14 protein-coding genes and 1 riboswitch are annotated in these 16600 nt (G+C 32.8%); of the genes, 5 read left to right on the top strand and 9 right to left on the bottom strand.

The window, feature by feature from the left end; all coding sequences use genetic code 11:
* Positions 1 to 132 precede the first annotated feature (132 nt).
* On the bottom strand, positions 133 to 972 hold the full coding sequence (locus D9V42_RS06140; RefSeq protein ID WP_017724022.1) for a YitT family protein: 840 nt from the start codon (positions 970 to 972) through the stop codon (positions 133 to 135).
* A 332-nt stretch (positions 973 to 1304) separates the two neighbouring features.
* Positions 1305 to 2069 (bottom strand): 2,4-dienoyl-CoA reductase, encoded by a 765-nt coding sequence (gene fadH / locus D9V42_RS06135; protein ID WP_122063873.1) that lies wholly within the window; start codon positions 2067 to 2069, stop codon positions 1305 to 1307.
* 270 nt (positions 2070 to 2339) lie between these two features.
* Between fadH and D9V42_RS06130 the strand changes: the two genes are divergently transcribed.
* The 3 genes from D9V42_RS06130 to D9V42_RS15275 all read left to right on the top strand — a co-directional run bounded on the left by D9V42_RS06130 (position 2340) and on the right by D9V42_RS15275 (position 4288).
* A complete protein-coding gene (locus tag D9V42_RS06130; RefSeq protein ID WP_122063870.1) occupies positions 2340 to 2642 on the top strand; it encodes a PadR family transcriptional regulator in 303 nt (100 codons plus the stop codon).
* Between the two features lie 19 nt (positions 2643 to 2661).
* Positions 2662 to 3816, top strand: a complete 1155-nt coding sequence (chrA, locus tag D9V42_RS06125; protein WP_122063868.1) for a chromate efflux transporter — start codon at positions 2662 to 2664, stop codon at positions 3814 to 3816.
* A gap of 119 nt (positions 3817 to 3935) precedes the next feature.
* Positions 3936 to 4045: riboswitch (SAM riboswitch) on the top strand.
* Between the two features lie 69 nt (positions 4046 to 4114).
* Positions 4115 to 4288, top strand: coding sequence for a hypothetical protein (locus D9V42_RS15275; protein WP_167456089.1), 174 nt, complete (start codon positions 4115 to 4117; stop codon positions 4286 to 4288).
* A 175-nt stretch (positions 4289 to 4463) separates the two neighbouring features.
* Here the strand turns inward: D9V42_RS15275 and D9V42_RS06120 are convergent, their stop codons facing one another.
* Both D9V42_RS06120 and D9V42_RS06115 read right to left on the bottom strand, forming a co-directional pair.
* The gene (locus D9V42_RS06120; RefSeq protein ID WP_122063865.1) at positions 4464 to 5951 is read right to left on the bottom strand and encodes a DUF6056 family protein; all 1488 of its coding nucleotides are present in this window, start codon (positions 5949 to 5951) and stop codon (positions 4464 to 4466) included.
* 1 nt (position 5952) lies between these two features.
* Complete coding sequence (locus D9V42_RS06115; protein ID WP_122063862.1) at positions 5953 to 6900, bottom strand: glycosyltransferase family 2 protein; 948 nt, start codon at positions 6898 to 6900, stop codon at positions 5953 to 5955.
* A 523-nt stretch (positions 6901 to 7423) separates the two neighbouring features.
* Here D9V42_RS06115 and D9V42_RS06110 point away from each other — a divergent pair.
* Positions 7424 to 8605 carry an MFS transporter gene (locus D9V42_RS06110; protein ID WP_122063859.1) on the top strand — a complete coding sequence of 394 codons (1182 nt, stop codon included), beginning with the start codon at positions 7424 to 7426 and terminating at the stop codon, positions 8603 to 8605.
* Positions 8606 to 8728: 123 nt separating this feature from the next.
* Here the strand turns inward: D9V42_RS06110 and D9V42_RS06105 are convergent, their stop codons facing one another.
* Positions 8729 to 10000, bottom strand: coding sequence for a putative glycoside hydrolase (locus tag D9V42_RS06105; protein ID WP_122063857.1), 1272 nt, complete (start codon positions 9998 to 10000; stop codon positions 8729 to 8731).
* Positions 10001 to 10364: 364 nt separating this feature from the next.
* Between D9V42_RS06105 and D9V42_RS06100 the strand changes: the two genes are divergently transcribed.
* Positions 10365 to 10973: a GNAT family N-acetyltransferase gene (locus D9V42_RS06100; RefSeq protein ID WP_122063854.1), complete on the top strand. Its 609-nt coding sequence runs from the start codon at positions 10365 to 10367 to the stop codon at positions 10971 to 10973.
* Between the two features lie 120 nt (positions 10974 to 11093).
* Here D9V42_RS06100 and D9V42_RS06095 read toward each other — a convergent pair whose 3' ends face one another.
* From D9V42_RS06095 to speB, 4 genes are all read right to left on the bottom strand, one after another.
* Entirely contained in the window at positions 11094 to 12803 is a 1710-nt protein-coding gene (locus D9V42_RS06095; RefSeq protein ID WP_122063851.1) for an ABC-ATPase domain-containing protein, read from the bottom strand.
* 375 nt (positions 12804 to 13178) lie between these two features.
* On the bottom strand, positions 13179 to 13532 hold the full coding sequence (locus D9V42_RS06090; RefSeq protein ID WP_122063848.1) for a hypothetical protein: 354 nt from the start codon (positions 13530 to 13532) through the stop codon (positions 13179 to 13181).
* Between the two features lie 503 nt (positions 13533 to 14035).
* Positions 14036 to 15250 carry an MFS transporter gene (locus D9V42_RS06085; RefSeq protein WP_107555385.1) on the bottom strand — a complete coding sequence of 405 codons (1215 nt, stop codon included), beginning with the start codon at positions 15248 to 15250 and terminating at the stop codon, positions 14036 to 14038.
* 361 nt (positions 15251 to 15611) lie between these two features.
* Positions 15612 to 16586, bottom strand: coding sequence for an agmatinase (gene speB / locus D9V42_RS06080; RefSeq protein ID WP_122063845.1), 975 nt, complete (start codon positions 16584 to 16586; stop codon positions 15612 to 15614).
* Positions 16587 to 16600 lie beyond the last annotated feature (14 nt).

The following is a 16600-nucleotide window of genomic DNA, read 5'->3' as shown; positions in this document are numbered from 1 at the left end:
TTAAATTTAAAAAGACCCGAGGCTTCAACAAAAGCCACGGATCTTCAAAACATCAATGATATACGCAGTAAATAACTCGTTGAAATCACGCAATCATTTTATAAAAGTTGATTTCCTACTACAATGCTGAATTTATTGTAGTTTCATAAATCCATTACCTAAGACGTCACGTACATCATGGATAACTAGAAATGCGTTTTCATCATGCGCGTTAACAATTTTTTTAATTCTAGCTAATTGGTTTTGCGGTACGACGACATAAAGTACATTCGTTTCTTTACGTTCATAGCCTCCTACACCATTTAATAGTGTGGAACCTCTACCTGTTTCATTATTAATATCTAAACTGATATCTTTATTATAATCTGAAATAATCGTAATCGCTTTTTTCGGATTAAATCCTTCTATAATAAATGTCATACTTTTTTCAACAATAAAAAGCATAACAATCGTATATAATACGTTTTGGACTGGCAGTACAATTAAGAAAGATAATACAATGATTGAATCTAAAATAAACAATGCCTGTGATGTCTTCATCTCGCTATATTTATTTATAATTTTAGCAATAACAGAAGTACCACCTAGTGTGCTTCGTGCAGAGATCACTAGTCCACTTCCAATTCCGATCAACACACCAGAAAACACAGTATTGATAAAATCAGATTCCAAATGCATATTAAACGATTCAGTCAGCCCTAAAAACGCTGAACTCGAAATAACTGTGATTAAAGTATAAACTGCGGTAGTTTTACTTAAATATTTCCAACCTATCACAATTAATATCATATTTATAATCAAGGAAGTGAGCGCCGGTGATAAACCTAATGTATATTTCAAGTTTAAAGAAATACCAACTGTGCCACCTTCCCCTAAATTTGAAGCAATGACAAACGCATTGATACCTATACTTATAAGAAACGTACCTAAAATACAAAAACATATATTTTTAAAATGGATTTTATACAACATCCCCCAAACACCTCTTTTCTTAATGATTTAAAATACACACATAAATTCCTCAATGTAACATTTTCTTCCATAAAAAATCAGACGACATAAAAAGAAACTTTCTAGTTATTGAACCAAAAAGTTTCGTAAATTAAAGCTTTTATTAATTTTTTAACACAAGTCTATATCATAGTAGAAAAGGACAATAATTTCAATTGAATGAGGTTAAATTAAAATTGTATCGGTTAACTAAATTATATTTTAGTTTTCTGTACTAATTAAAAAACTGTACAAACGATATGCTCCATTAGTTTTATGGTATATGTTCATTAGTTATGCTTGTCCTGCCTTAATTAAAATGGGTTTTGATTCAACCATTGGCCACCATCCATAGTCATACATGCACCATTTATATAGTTAGCTTCTTCTGATAATAAGAACTTAGCTAAACTAGCTATTTCTTCTGGTTGCCCCATTCTACCTAACGGAACACTATCAAGCGTTTGTTGCTTAGCTTCTTCTGATAAACTAAGTTTTCCTGAACCCCCTGTATGATCAATCGGTCCTGGCGCAATTGCATTGACTGTAATACCATATTTACTACCCCACTCTACCGCTAGTGTTCTTGTCATTGATAATACACCAGCCTTAGCACTTGCTGAATGCACCACCCCGATACCAGCTCTCCAGGCATAAGTCGCTACCATATTAATAATGCGCCCTTGTTGACCATTTTTTATCCATTCTTTACCTACAGCTTGTGTACAATACCAAGTTCCATTAAGGACAATATCTATAACAGAGTTCCAACCGTTGAGGGATAAGTCTTCTGCTGGACATAGAAAATTACCTGCCGCATTATTGACCAAGCCATCAATTTTTCCATATGTTGCTACTGTTTTATCTACTGTGTATTGAACCCTTTCAGGGTCTCTCACATCCATATCTATACATAACACTTGCCCTTCAAACTTCTCTATTTCAGCTTTGGCCGCTTCTAATCGTTCTAATGAACGACCAGTAATTACCACGTTTGCACCTTCTTCGGCAAATCTTGTTGCCATTGCTTTACCCATACCACTACTACCGCCTGTCACAATAATTACTTTATCTCTCATGTGCATTCTCCTTTAAATAAACGATTTAAATCAACACGTCAAATAACTATAGTAAGCGCTTACACACAATTGTACCTTACTTATCTGTCATTCGTAAATAATCTTAATTATTCTTAATTCCATTTATTTAAATATATTAAAGTAACAATTATTATAAGTTTTTAAACTTTCTGTAAATCTAGTCAAAAGTACAGTGATATATGCTATATTGTCCGTGATATCGAAACCGATATCGGCTAACGTTATTATTAATTAAAGGGGCTGGATGATATCGATTCGAAATTAGAAAGACGTATGTTTCTCGGTTTTATTTATATCCATATTTTGCATCATGCTAGTGAACATCCTATTTATGGCAACTGGATGATGGAGGAGTTAAGAACACATGGTTATGCAATGAGCGCTGGAACACTATATCCTCTCTTACATCGAATGGAAGATGAGTCATTACTCGTTAGTGAAAAAACGGTCGTTGCCGGTAAACAACGTAAGAACTACACAATCACGCCATTTGGTAAGAAAATGTTAGAAAAAAGTCAGCAGAAATTAAAAGAGATTGTCGGAGAAATTTAAACTTGGGAGGTTATTTGTTATGAAATATCTTGAAGTATTTCTCGTAGCCCTGAGGTTAGGCTGCACTTCATTTGGTGGTCCAACAGCTCACCTTGGCTACTTCTATGATGAATATGTAAAACGGAGGCAATGGCTGACAGAACAACAATACACCAATCTAGTTGCGTTATGTCAATTTTTACCTGGGCCTGCTAGTAGTCAAGTTGGATTTGGCATTGGTATAACGAAGGCAGGGTTGATTGGCGGAGTCATTTCATTTATTGGCTTTACGCTCCCCTCAGTGATTGTACTCATGCTTTGCGCCACTTTACTGTTAGCTTATAGCAACGATTTAGGTTGGACACACGGCCTAAAATTAGTCGCCGTTGCAATTGTATTAAATGCAATTATAGGTATGGGACAAAAATTATTACCCGATTTAAAAACAAAAATTTTAGCGTTGTTCACCTTAGTGGTAGCTATAACAGTCATTCATCCATTATCACAATTAGGTGCGTTGATTGTAGTGGCTATAGTTGGATTAGCGCTTTTTAAAGAAACAGATGAACAGAAGTCTTCGATAAAAATATTTAATATTCCACGAATAGTAGGCGCTATCTCCCTTATACTATTTTTTAGTCTTTTATTAATCTTACCTATATTGAATTTTGTCACTCACAATTCGTGGATTAATATGATCGACAACTTTTATCGTTCCGGTGCTCTTGTATTCGGCGGTGGACATGTTGTCTTACCTTTATTAGAACAATCATTTGTAGCGACTGATATGATTAGTGCCAATGACTTTTTATCAGGTTACGCATTAACACAAGCAGTTCCAGGACCATTATTTACATTTGCCGCATATATTGGAACCGTTATGTCTGGTGTTACAGGTGGTATCGTTGCAACAATTGCTATTTTCTTACCAGCCTTTTTATTATTAGTTGGTGTTTTACCTTTTTGGGAGCACGTACAATCAAATCGCTATGCAAAATCAATGCTAAAAGCTATCAGTGCTGGCGTAGTAGGTATTTTAATCGCAGCTTTTTATAATCCAATATTCACATCATCAGTAAATAGCAATATAGATTTTGCATTTGCTGCTACATTATTTGTATTATTGGCATATTGCAAAACACCATCTTGGTTAATTGTAATTTTAGGTTTATTGCTTGGTCTCATCTTTTATTAATTATGAAGTGTATTGTTTCAATATTTGAAAGTGCATATCTCATGACCAACAGATTTCGACAATATATTTATTTGCTAATTCACTGAACATTCGTTACAATAACTTGAAATAGAATAGTTCTCTTATTAAGAGTGAGTGGAGGGACTTGGCCCTGTAAAACTCCAGCAACAGCTCAGACGAGCGATGTGCTAAATCCAACAGTTCTAATTTACGAACTGACAGATGAGAAGATGTGCGGAAGCTCTTCTTATCTAAGAAGAGCTATTTTATTTGTAAAAAAATAAAAGGTGGTAATTTTATGAAATCATTGCACGAATTATTCTCAGAACTTGAACATTCGGAAAATCATGTACCTAATAACATGATGAGTAACATAGCTAAACGAGAACATATTAAAAACTTAAAACGTGAAATCTTCGCTCGCATAGATATTCATGATTACAAAGCAATTATATTAGAAAAAGAATTATAAAATACGACTATCTTATCTCAAGTTATATCTCTCATCAGACTTATAGCTTGATAACTAAGCGTTGTACTAACTAGGTAAAAAGGAGTGTACAGAAATCATTTTAGCAAAATATGATTTCTGTACACTCCCTTGTTATATTTACTTTTACTATCTATAGACGTTGCATACAAACACCCTATTTATGTTTACTACCAAAGGGCACATATTTTATTTTTGTATCTTTAGGTATACCTTCATATTTGTTAAATAATGACTGATACCTTTTGCTTGTTGGTGTAGCATGATGCAAATAATGTTCAAAGGGTAATTTTTCCATCGTATAAAATTCTTTTTTAGGATGTGCTTGTATTTCTTCTTTTAACTGTGTAATTCGTGTTTCATTTTTTTGATTAATATAGGAAAATGTCCCTAAATAAAACGTCGCACTACCAATTGCTATAACACCCACAATCCGTTTCCAAAGTTGACCAGTAATATTCAACTGTGAAAATAACATTAAAAAGATTATGACAAACAAAGCAGAAACTGTATAAAAATTTCTTGGCCCTAACGGCGATACAATCACCAAAGGTGCACACACTAACAAAACAGCAGCCAGCAATAAGTATAACGTATATTTAACTTCTTTCGGCTCAACGACTATATGAATTGCTAAAATAAATGCACTTAAAAACCAGATACAAACGAATGTATTTACTAAATTAGCAATAAGAAGTATATGAAAGTTTTGTAACGCAAATTGTTCATAAATAAAGAAGTAGTATATTGGCAAAATCAATAAACCCGTTATAACAAATACTTGCATCCATTTAGGACGTGTAAGTAACGTAGCGTTTCTGAATAAAAGTGCAATAGCAACACCAATAATCATCAAGATTATCGTTATTTGGTTAAAAACCACCCAATCAGGTAGTACTGTGGTTATTGTTGTTGTAACTTTATCAATAATGCCGGTATCACTAGATACTTTTTGATAACTATTACCCTCAAAAAATATTTTGCGATAATTGGGATTTATAAACATCAAAATTGTTCCTAGTGATGAAATAGCCAAACCTAATATAAATTTAGGATTTAACTTTCTATAAAGTAATACATGTAATACAATTGCTAAAATTAAAATCATCGTATTAAATAGCGTTGTATTTTCCATAAAAAATTGTCCTACAAAACAGATACCGTAAAACAAAATATTAGTTATAGGATCTAAATTTTTCTGCTTAAATAGTATTGTTGAGATATACCAAATAATAAACAGCACGCAGAACGTCGCAGGAACATAGTTATAAAATCCAGCAAACCAACCATACGTTTGCTTATATATGTCACTTGGTATCGTAAGCATCAAAATAAATGCACACAAATAATAATATAAAATCTTAGCTTCATTCACAAAACGTCCAATTATCCATATAATCGAAATACTAAAAACCGCATAAGACAACCATCTAAACCAATCAAGTCTAACGGCAATAATTTCTAACATATTACCCAAATAACGCCCATTCAAATTTATAAAGCGTTCTTGTAGCATCTGAATACCATAGTGACTATACCAATCCCAATCATCATGCGTTAATGGCGTAAGCATAGCCATAAAAATATAAAAAATAAACAGTGCGGTTACTGTAAGGTACGTCTTATTTATCCTTAATAATTTCATCTTATTCCACCTCTTGATCATTCAAGTTAGATTGACGAACAATATAGAGTGGACGCTGTTTCACTTCATAATAAATTCTTCCTATATACTCTCCAATCACACCTAATGATGTAAGCTGTATCCCGCCTAAAAACAATACGGAGAAGATTGTTGTGAAATATCCTGGTGTAGACACACCGTAATTCAATGTGTAAATAAAGTTAAATAAAATATAGAGAAAACTCAATCCGCAAATGAAAAGGCCTAAATAAATGATGGCACGCAATGGCTTATTATTAAACGAAATCAAACCATCGATTCCATAATTGAGTAATGAGCTAAATGACCATTTAGACTCTCCTTCTACCCGAGTTACATTTTGATATTCAATGACTTTCGGTTCAAAACCAATCCACGCAAACAAGCCTTTAGAAAATCTATTGTACTCACCCATATTCACAATTTCTTTCACTGCTCGCTGGCTTAATAATCCAAAATCACCAACGCCATCTTCTAGTGTGACATCAACCATTTTATTAATCATTGCATAATACAGTTGTGACACACGTTTACGTGCTATGTTTTCACCGGTTCTATCCCTTTTGGCAACAATTTGATCTTCGCCTTCCTTAAAGTATTGAATCATTTGTGGTATTAAGGTTGGCGGGTGTTGTAAATCACCGTCTAAAATAATTAAAGCTTCCGCGTCTACACTTGCCTTTAATCCTGCATACATGGCAGACTCTTTACCGAAATTTCTTGAAAGTGATATGTATTTTACTGCATGATCTTGTTGCGCTAATTGTTGAATAATAGTTAAAGTGTTATCCTTGCTTCCATCATCCACAAAAAGCAATTCGTATTTATAATTATTGTTGCGACTATCTTGTTGCATGATTTCTGTTAATTCAGCATATGTTTTTTTAATAACGCTTGCCTCATTAAAACACGGAACTAAAATTCTAATCATAAAATAATGTACTCCTCATTGGTATTTATTAATATAAAAAATAGCATATTGTATATTATACAACATATTAAAGAGATAATGTAGTTTTCCTAATATTATATTGTGTTTATTTTTTGGATGTTCAAAAATTACATTCATTAAATGTAAATTATAGTTATGTAATAGTTCCCTAAATTAATCATATATTGTGTTGTTATTTAAATTTGAAGAGTGTATTATTTAATCATTAAATTTTTATTAAAAGGACAACTAAACCATGGTAGCTGTATATGTAAAACCTATTAGATTAAAAAATTATTTGAGACACGAAAAGCCTGTACTGTCGGGAGTAGTCTATCATTTTTTAATTCAATATATACAAAGACAGTGACCAATTTTTATTAGTAAAATCTTTATCAGTACTTTCTTGTATTGATATACATTTTAACAAAATAATATAAAGACACTTTGGTTACCAAAGTGTCTTTTTTGTGCGAATTTTGATAAATTTTAAGTTTAAATTTTTAGAAAAGAGGCTTTCATCATGCAATCCAATAAACTTTGGACTAAACAGTTTATCAGTGTATCATTGATTAACTTTCTACTAACTTTAGTCTTTTACTTACTTATGGTTACTATTGCAACTTTTGCAATCAATCATTACCAAGCTTCAATGAGTCAATCAGGGCTCGTCAGTGGCATCTTTATTATCGGGGGTGTAATCGGCCGACTTTTTGCTGGTTATTTCATTAATAAATTCGGCCTTAAACGTTTATTACTTATCACCATCATCATATGTTTAGCTATCATCGGTATTTATTTTATTAATATCAACGTACAGTTCCTTATATTAATACGTTTATTACATGGGATTCCACATGGGATGGCATTAACAATCATTAGTTCAATTGCTACACAAATCATTCCAGAATCTCGTAAGTCTGAAGGGATTAGCTACTATAGTATGAGTACGACGTTAGCTACTGCATTTGGCCCATTTCTTGGTATATTAATGATTCATTATATTTCATTTTCTATATTATTTAGTTTTTGTTTTGCCATAATGTGCATCGCTTTAATCATGAGTATTTTTGTTAAAGCCCCTAAAGTCACCGAAATCAAAACAGCTTCCGTTAATTTAGAAAAAGGTACATCATTTCTTAAAAATATCATTGAGCCAAGCGTCATACCTGTTGGTTTAATCATTTTATTATTAAGTTTTGCATATTCTGAGGTATTAACTTATCTAAATTTATATGCGAGTCAATTAAATTTAACAAGTGTAGCAAGTTTGTTCTTTGTGGTTTACGCCATTGTGGTTTTACTAACGCGTCCGGTTGCAGGTAAACTCATGGATAATAAAGGAAACCACGTCGTTGTATATCCAGCAATCATTTTTTATGCAATTAGTATGTTTATGTTAAGCCAAGTTACAAGTGGATTTATATTACTATTAATCAGCGCAATTATGGGATTAAGTTTCGGAAATTTACAATCAGCAACACAAGTCTTAGCAGTGAAATCTGCACCAACTTCTCGTATAAGCATTGCCACATCAACTTATTTCATATTTTTTGATGCAGGCTTAGGTCTCTCTCCATACTTATTAGGTTATGTTACGCCTTTAACTGGTTATGGAAATATGTACGCTATTATGGGTGTTATCATCATAATTACTGGCTTCCTGTACTTCTGTTTAATTGGAAACAGAAAATTAAGTAGCTAGAAAGTAGAGTAGCCCGTTGAAATCAAAATGTTCAATTTGATTTCAACCGGCTACTCCTTTTTATTAATACATATTTAATTTAAAGTGTCATGGTTGTATAAGTAATATTTTCACTTTGCTAGGTCACTTGTCATCTTTATCTTTGTCACTTTTTCCGTCTTTGTTATCTTTCTTTAACTCTGCTTTATTTTGGTCTAGTTTTTCTTTATTTGCTTCAGGAGTATAGTCTACCCTTTTAGAATAATCGTTGCCCGCATTCCACAATAGATACTCATTAATGCTATGATCTTTAAGTGCTTGTACTTGTGCTTGTACTTGTGCTTCTACAGCTTTACTATCGTATTCCATATATTTACCTTCACCTAAATATCGTGCTGTAAAGTCTTGTAACCATGGACGAGACTTCGGTTTCTTATCACCTAATTTATTTAACACAGCTGTTTCTTTATCTAAATAATGATCAACAGCTTCATAAGGTTCCTTATCAGGCGCTTCTAAACCAAAGTCACCAGGACTCCAATGTGACGGATAAATCATAGACGAGATAGCATCTGTATTTTCTGCTATTTTAGGGAAACTTTGACCAATCCCTGGTGCTTCTTCAACCATTGCAGCATAACCAAATACGTCAGCAGACACCTCTGCACCATAAGGTTTTAACTCTTTACGAGCAGTTTTTAAAAATTGTGAAATTGTGTCTACACGTTGATCAACATCACTTAATTTGCTATTTTTATAGTTTCCTTTATCATACGTCAAACTACTTTCTACATTTTCAAATGCTTCAGGGAATCTTACATAGTCATATTGAATATCTCTAAAACCTGCTTTTGCAGCTTCCTTAGACACATTTATATTATAATCCCATACCTCTTTAACGAAAGGATTAACAAATTTATCGCCACTATCACTTTCCCATACTGAACCATCTGATTGTTTGAACGACCATTCAGGATGACTTTCTGCTAAATTCTTATCTTTAAAAGTAACAATCCTTGCAATAGGATAAATATCTTTCTCTTTCATTTTATTAAGTAATGGCTTGGCATCCACAATATCCAATGTATGTTTATCAATTTCTTTATTACCAGTGTTAAAGTTTATAGTTACGTTCCCTGAATCATCTTTAACATCAATAACCATTGCATTTAAATCACTTTCATCAATAAACTTTGTGAGTTCTTCAAATTTTTCGCCGTTTGTCGCATCAGCACTTACATAAATACCTCTTACGCCATCTTTTGGATATTTCACATCATCACTATTTTTAGTAGATTGACTGTCCTTATTTTCTTTATTTGCTTGGTTGTCTCCATTTTTCGTACCCTCGTTTGAACATCCAGTGATTAATAATGCACCAGTTAAAACTGTTGGTAAAATCCATTTCCCCTTCATTTAGCATAAGCTCCTTAACTATTATGTATATTGCACTACTTAATTCATTTACATTCCAAGTTTAACCAATGCAAAATGTGTTGTAAACTCCTTTTTAAAATTAATATTCATTAACCGATATTTATGATAGTATAAAATACTTAACTTTATTTAATAAGAAATAGTAAGTAGCAAGCCTAATAATAATTGATGCGCTGGTTTTTTACAGGGTACGTAACAGTGCCGTCACACAACCCGACGGCTCACCCTCACCTAATTAAAGCACATGATCATCTTAAGTTAACAACTCAATATTTTAAATGATAATAAATTATTTATGAATATGGGTACATATTGAGCAAAATACTTTTCAGGAGGATGACTAATGAACAATTTAAAAATCGTTCCGGCTTACCCACAATTACAAAAAGGCGCGTACTTCCACTTACTCGCTATAAATGATATGGCAAAAGTTTTATTCTATACAACAGACAAGCAAGTTTTAATTCGTAATATGCATAAATTATGGAAACAACCTAGTAATCGCTTTAGTTATCAAAATACAATGGTTGCTATGATTCATGGACAACCGGCAGGTGCTATATCGTGCTTGCCTTACAGAGATCTTCAGCAACAAACCTTTACGACTGTATGGCAAATTGCAAAAATTCAAAAGTTGCAGTTAGTCCCTCAATTCTTACATGCATTTAAAGATATCATCGCCTTGATAAGATTAGATGAAGGCAATACAGACGAGTATCATGTGAGTATGTTAGCAACACTTGCTCAATTCAGAGGTATGGGTGTTGGACGTGCTTTACTTGAATATGCTGAACAACTTGCGTTACACAAAGGTTATACAAAAATTTCGTTAACCGTTGAAGTTGAAAACACTACGGCTCAACGCTTATATGCTAAACAGGGCTACAAAATTATCGGACAGTCCGGGAATAATCATGCGCAAGTTTATAAGATGCGTAAAATGATTAAATAACATTATTCATATTCATTTAAATAAAGACTAAAAATTTCAAGTTTCCAAAAATCATTTGATAATTATATGTGTATGAACCTAAAAAGCACCGACAACTATTTGCCGGTGCTTTTTTTGAGTTTATTTATTTTTCACTTTTAGTCCACGGTAACGATTAAGTGCTGCACAAAACTCTTGTTTTCTTGGCAGTGCTAAGTTACCTGGATGCCCATCAAATGATGATATTACATCTAACCCTTGTTCTTGAATAACTGTGTATAATTTATCTGCTGCTTGAGATAACGTATCTTGTTCATTTAACAAATGACTTTGATAATAATTTATCATTGCTGCTAAACATTGGGTTTGACTTGTATCCACTAATTGTTCCAAACCGGAAATATCGATAAGCTCTTTGCCATACAAAATGGAATAACGTCCCTTTACTTTAAAACGGTTGTCTTTCCCTTTTTTAGTAAAACTCGATTTTAGCGGTACTCTAGCAGGTAGATTGCCAAAATCACTATTATTTGTAGCATTCGTCGTATTAACCGGTGTTTCAGCAATCGCTTTTGCATTTTCAGTAACATCTTTCAAGACATATTCATCCATCATTAATACCTGATCAGCAACCTCAAAATAATCACCTGAGCCTCCTACAATTAAAATAGTCGAAACATTATAATCTTTATACAGTGGTTTTACCTTACTCGCAAATGGTGTGATAGGTTCTTTTTCCGGGGCAATCAAGCGTTGCATACGGCTATCCCTAATCATAAAATTGGTAGCTGAAGTGTCTTCATCAATCAATAATAATGATGTACCTGCTTCCAATGCTTCCATAACATTCGTTGCTTGGGATGTACTACCACTGGCGTTTTCAGTAGAAAATTGTTGCGTATCTTTATTTCCCGGTAAATTATTTATAAATGGGCTAATATTTACCTTCTCAATATGGCGACCATCTTCAGCTCTAATCTTCATGGCATCATGACATGTAATAACGTATTCTCTACCATCTCCGTCAATATGATTATAGATACCATGCTCAAGCGCTTCAAGCACAGTCGATTTACCGTGAAAGCCTCCACCAACAATTAAGGTAATACCTTTAGGTACCCCCATGCCAGTGACTGTCTTTCCACTTGGCACAGCCATTTGTACTTCTACATTTTCAGGACTTGTAAAAGCAACTGCATTAGGTAAATGCTTATCTGACACACCACTTTTGCGTGGTAATATCGAACCATTTGCAATAAATGCAACAAGATCTCTACGTTCAAGTTCCTCACGAATGTAAGCTTGATCTAGCATTAACGTAACCTGTGTATCTAATTTTGTATGATTTATATTTTTATAGAGCAATGATTCATTTACGATGTCGGGCAGTATTTCTATTAATGTACTTGCCGCAGCTTTCCCTAAAATTTTTCTTCCTGCTGCAGGTAAACTAATTTCAAGTCTTACTTCGATATCATGTTTATTGATTACTACAGCTGTCCGTTCTAAAATTTCTTGCCCACATTGATCTATAGTAATGTTTGATGCAGCTTTTGCATTTTGGCTGCTTTGCTTAAACGAACTTATACTTTCATTAAATGTTCGCGCTAAAAAGTCTGCTACAGCGATGATTTTATCTTTAGTGTCCAATAAATTGTTAGGGATATTTGCTATGTCTCTACTCATCACTACCCTCATTTTGGATGGAGGGGCATACGGGTCTACTTGTATATGATCTATCGCAAGTCGAAACTGTTTGAACTGATATATCCCTTTAAGGCGTTTATAAGCACCATATTTCTGTCCATCTAACGATTTCAATAATTGCGTTAACTCCGTTGCATTTTTCAATAGAAAACCTCCTAAAGTGGTTTGACGAAATTTGGAAATCCAAAATATTTTCAAGATAAGTATAAGGCAATGAAATTAATGTGTACAATAAAATTAATCTTATACTAAAACTATTTGCAATAGCATTCAAAACTACTCTTCTATTCATAATATTTTTTTAAAATAGAAAATCTTACCAATTGAAAATATGAAATTTACAGGTAACTGATAGAAGCATAGACACTTTAAGCCACCTTAAAGTGTGGCTTTTTATATTTCACAGTATATAAATCCCTCACCATATGATTTTACATATTTAAACGCTTTTCATTCACCATAAAAAACACTTTCGCTTATTTCACCTTTAAAATGAAACCATGCGAAAGTGTTATTATTTTAATCTATTAGTATATATTTACTCGCCTCTTGTGTTTCTAAAAGCGTTAAATCTTTTGTTACATCCATAAGCGAATCGAGTGATTTTTCAAAGTAAATTATTGTGGCTTGATATAAGCCATTACCACAATCTTGAAGTGTCGTTCTCACATTGTCTTCACCAATCAATGCGATTGCTTTTTTGGAATGCTGTATATGTGTTTCTAAAGCTTCTATTGATACAACATCACTTTTTTCAATATAAAAGTAAACCTCTTCTAGATTTATTTTTTCTATTCTTTTCAAGTAATGTGTGTTCATTGGTTGTAATTTATATTTTTCATTTTCTACATTTTCAATCGTAGATTTAAGCATAATCAAACTCCTTGTCTATTGTTCATTATTATCTATATTTTCACTATTTAAATCTGATATGCCATAGTTACTTTTCTATTATTAAGTCATTTGTTTTAACTTTCGCAGTACATCAATTAAGAAGTCAATGTTCTTATTGCTTTTCCTCCTCTAAATGTAAAAGTACATAACTACTCGTCAGTCTTTTTTAAAGTCTTAGGTTACATCACATTGTGTATTAATACACCTCGAAATACACACAATACTCAATATAGTATAAATTTATACATAAATAAAGCGAAAATGTATTATAACGAATAAATTAATTTTTGTTAAATGAAACCTATACGAATTAAAATTTTCTATTATCTTCATCAAACACATATTAATCTGCTTTTAATAATCATTTTTTCAAAAAAATCAATCACTCTCACAACATTTTCAACACAAAATAAACCTCCCACTATTACAATTAGTGAGAGGCTCTCAATTATATATGAAATTGTATCACAATCCATTATTTATTAATCAATTGTTCTATATACTTTAGAATTCATTAGAATAAACAACCAAACGACGATACTGGCTATGGCTGAAATTGCTAGAACATTAAAAATTGAAATATCCATTGTATTTAATCCTGAAATGACAACATATGAAATTGGATCGAAACCAGTCATTGCAAGGAAGATTAAACTCATCACTCTGCCTGTCACCTTTTCATCTGAAAATTCTTGAGCCATGGTAATAAAAGGAATATAAACAATTGTGTATGAGAATCCTATTAAGAATAATAATATTATTTGCCAAATTAAATCTGTTACTTGTGTAAATGCCAAGAATATTAAGAGCATAGCTAATAATGTAAATAATGTTATTTTCCCTCTTACTTTAGTTAAAGTGACGATACTAAGTAAAACTGTTCCAGATAACATACCTACGCCTAAGCTCGATTGTAAGTAAGTTAAATTAATAGGCGTACCTCCCGAAGCTTCTACTAATATAGGTATACCTACACTTAAAGCTCCCAAACCAAAAAAGTTAGCCGTAACAAGAATAATAATGCCTGTGATTAAAAAACGAGATGATTTTACATAACGGAATCCTTCAATAATATCTTTAATTGGCGTTTCATTGGAACGTTCTGGTACTTCCGTTTCCTTGATAAAGGACGGGAAAACGAATATCGCTGATAAAAATACAAAGATTAGAGCAACGTAGAAACTTGTTGCGATTGAAAAATTTTCCATAATCATACCTGCAACAATTGGCCCAAGTATAAATGATATTTGAGTACCACCTTGGAAAAGAGAATTGGCTCTTTGAAGTTGTGCTTGTTTAACCACTTTAGGAATCAATGATGTACATGCAGGGCCAAAAAATGCATCCAGCATACCAAATAAAGCAGCTAAAATCATTAATGGAATTAATGAAAGTTGATTATTAATAATAAGAAAATAGAGAATCACCATAACAGCAGCTTCTGCAATATTTGAGTAATACATAATCGTTGTTTTCTTAAATTTATCAGCTACCATACCACTAAATGTCATCATCAGTAGTCTAGGCACCGTAGCCGATACTAATATGTAACCTAATGCCATCGACGATTGTAATTCTTTAACAGCATACCATGTAATCGTTGTTAAAATTGTACTAAATCCAATCATGGCAAAAATACCTGCTGCTAACATGAGCATATATGTACGATTGAATATAAGCTTGTTAGATGTTGTCAATTTTATTCCTCCTATATTGCAATTAGATGTTGTCCGTTTCTAGATATGTAATCCAATAGATCTTGATACTTATTTAAATTGCTCATGTATGGCTTATCTATTCTATTTCAGAAGACAAATACTATAATTACACGTTTTTTATTATTAAATTTATTTAGCATGTTATAATTATAACAAACATTATCTATATTTTATAATTTATATTTACGCATTCTATTCAAAATTAAAATATATGAGGTTTTTAATGACTATCCACCTTTACATCAAAAATAAAAACACTTCCCATCGATTTGAATAGGATAAATTCGATGGGAAGTGTTTTTATTTTAATATCATATGATACAACTACTTATTGTTATATTTATCTTTCTCCTTTTAACTCCCTTTCTTTTAATATATAACTCAATAAATCCAACATAATACGTGCAGCAGTCTGACCCGTCATACCAGTTGGGTCATAAGCAGGTGCAACTTCTACTAAGTCAAACCCGACTACTTCATTATGTTTTGCTACTGCTTTTAATAACTCGTTCACTTCATCATACAGTAAACCACCTGGTGATGGTGTACCAGTACCAGGCGCAATTGAAGGGTCAATACCATCGATATCAATTGTAATATATAATTTTTCACCTTCTGGAATTAATGCCGCTAAATTTTCCGGGCCCTTTTCACGCATTTGTCTCGGAGACAAAATAGTTGCACCATATTCACGAGCTGCATCTACATCTTCTTTTAAACTACTACTAATGCCTCGAATACCATATTGATATATATTTTTCACATGATCCATTTCAGACAACCTTCTGATACAACTACCATGACCGTATCTTTGTCCCGAACGATGGTCAGCCCAGTCTAAATGTGCATCAATTTGCAACACATGGAATGGCCCTAAAGCTTCAACACCTTTTCCTGTAGCAGCTGTAATTGAATGATCTCCGCCGATAATGACTGGCATGACACCTTTATCAACAATTTTTCGCAATGTCGCTTCGGTGTTATCGTGACTTTGCATAATATCACCATGCACGATATCCACATCACCTACATCAAATACTTTCCATTTTCGCCCTAAATAAGTGATATCATTTTCAATATCATAAGCGCCTTCCAACCCAAAGCTATATAGTGTAGAACCTTCTCTCACGCTACGCGGACCCATACGTGCCCCTGATTTCCATTGTGTTCCCATATCATTAGGCACGCCAATTACTGCCACATCTGCATTAATATCTGATAATTTTTCAATGTTATCACACACTGGATATTTACCAAATGTACAAATTCCTGTAAATGGTAAATTTAATGTCTGCTTTTCTTCTGGATTCATCATAATAAAATACCCCC

It is taken from the genome of Staphylococcus pseudoxylosus, from assembly GCF_003697915.1.
In the GTDB taxonomy this organism is placed as follows: domain Bacteria; phylum Bacillota; class Bacilli; order Staphylococcales; family Staphylococcaceae; genus Staphylococcus; species Staphylococcus pseudoxylosus.
Note: the sequence above shows the minus strand (reverse complement) of the source record. Positions and strands in the feature narration are given on the sequence as shown.

Bases quoted from the DNA above. Each gene is read 5' to 3' on its own strand.
- D9V42_RS06115 (WP_122063862.1), bottom strand. From the start codon at position 6,900: ATGATTAGAATTTTAGTTCCGTGTTTTAATGAGGCAAGCGTTATTAAA.
- fadH (WP_122063873.1), bottom strand. From the start codon at position 2,069: ATGAGAGATAAAGTAATTATTGTGACAGGCGGTAGTAGTGGTATGGGT.
- D9V42_RS15275 (WP_167456089.1), top strand. From the start codon at position 4,115: ATGAAATCATTGCACGAATTATTCTCAGAACTTGAACATTCGGAAAAT.
- D9V42_RS06110 (WP_122063859.1), top strand. From the start codon at position 7,424: ATGCAATCCAATAAACTTTGGACTAAACAGTTTATCAGTGTATCATTG.
- chrA (WP_122063868.1), top strand. From the start codon at position 2,662: ATGAAATATCTTGAAGTATTTCTCGTAGCCCTGAGGTTAGGCTGCACT.
- D9V42_RS06140 (WP_017724022.1), bottom strand. From the start codon at position 972: ATGTTGTATAAAATCCATTTTAAAAATATATGTTTTTGTATTTTAGGT.
- D9V42_RS06120 (WP_122063865.1), bottom strand. From the start codon at position 5,951: ATGAAATTATTAAGGATAAATAAGACGTACCTTACAGTAACCGCACTG.
- D9V42_RS06105 (WP_122063857.1), bottom strand. From the start codon at position 10,000: ATGAAGGGGAAATGGATTTTACCAACAGTTTTAACTGGTGCATTATTA.
- speB (WP_122063845.1), bottom strand. From the start codon at position 16,586: ATGATGAATCCAGAAGAAAAGCAGACATTAAATTTACCATTTACAGGA.
- D9V42_RS06090 (WP_122063848.1), bottom strand. From the start codon at position 13,532: ATGCTTAAATCTACGATTGAAAATGTAGAAAATGAAAAATATAAATTA.
- D9V42_RS06100 (WP_122063854.1), top strand. From the start codon at position 10,365: ATGAACAATTTAAAAATCGTTCCGGCTTACCCACAATTACAAAAAGGC.